Source organism: Ruegeria sp. BG11, assembly GCF_056538565.1.
In genome coordinates, this window is record NZ_JBQFTH010000063.1 from 1 (window position 1) to 549 (window position 549).

Sequence of the window (549 nt, forward strand, 5' to 3'; positions counted from 1 at the left end):
GCTACGTCGGTCGTACCTTCATCATGCCGGGTCAGGCAGTGTGACAGAAATCCGTCCGCCGCAAACTGAACGCCGTGCCGCTGGAATTTGATGGTCACAGTGTTCTGCTGATCGACGATTCCATCGTACGCGGGAACACAATTAAAAAGATCGTTCAGATGTGCCGCGACGCGGGTGCCAAAAAGGTCTATGTCGCCAGCGCCTCGCCCCCAGTGAAATATCCCAACGTCTACGGCATCGACATGCCGACCAAGGCCGAACTGATCGCAAACGGCAAAGAGATCGAAGAAATCCGGGAAGAATTGGGCGCGGACGCGCTGTTCTATCAGCATCTGGATGACCTGATCTGGGCCGCGAAAGAAGGCAACCCCGAGATCGAAGCCTTTGACTGCTCGTGCTTTGACGGAAACTATATTACCGGCAGCGTCAGCGAGGATTATCTGGACAATCTGGAAAACAGCAGCCGCGTCAGCCAGAAACGTGCAGATATGCAGGTACCCGGCGGGTCGTGGAACGCAGCAAAGCTGGCGTCTGGTTAAACGGGTTTAC

The 549-nt window shown here is 55.4% G+C and carries 1 pseudogene; it reads left to right on the forward strand.

The features are described from left to right. Window positions 1-539 (forward strand): annotated as a pseudogene (locus ACR0JF_RS23405) (amidophosphoribosyltransferase); the annotation flags it as partial. Window positions 540-549 lie beyond the last annotated feature (10 nt).